The sequence below is a fragment of the Pseudomonas persica genome (assembly GCF_900291015.1).
Classification (GTDB): domain Bacteria; phylum Pseudomonadota; class Gammaproteobacteria; order Pseudomonadales; family Pseudomonadaceae; genus Aquipseudomonas.
The window spans coordinates 1-279 of record NZ_OLKL01000106.1 but is presented as its reverse complement, the minus strand read 5'-3'; the positions used below and the strand labels follow the sequence as shown (position 1 = coordinate 279).

Annotated in this window: 1 protein-coding gene; it reads right to left on the bottom strand. The window is 65.6% G+C overall.

The genetic code is table 11. The features are described from left to right. Positions 1-279 (bottom strand): TonB-dependent receptor domain-containing protein (locus FQ664_RS25885; protein ID WP_144175851.1); only part of this gene is annotated, 279 nt, incomplete at both ends.

Below are 279 nucleotides of genomic sequence, written 5' to 3'. Positions count from 1 at the left end.
GCTGTAAAGGGCGCGGCTGTAGCTGCGGTCCAGCAGGTTATCCAGCTTGGCTTCGAGTTTCAGTTCGTCGCTAGCCGCCCAACTGCCGCGCAAACCCAGCAGACCATAGCCACCGATGCGGTTGCGGTTGGCCTCATCGTCATAACTGTTGCTGACCGCCTGCCAGCTGGCACCCACGCTGAAACGCCCGAACTCTCGGTCCAGGTCCAGGCTCAAGGTGCGGCGGGCGCGGCGGGCGAGGGTGTGGCCAGTGTCGCGGTCGCGTGGGTCGATCAGGGC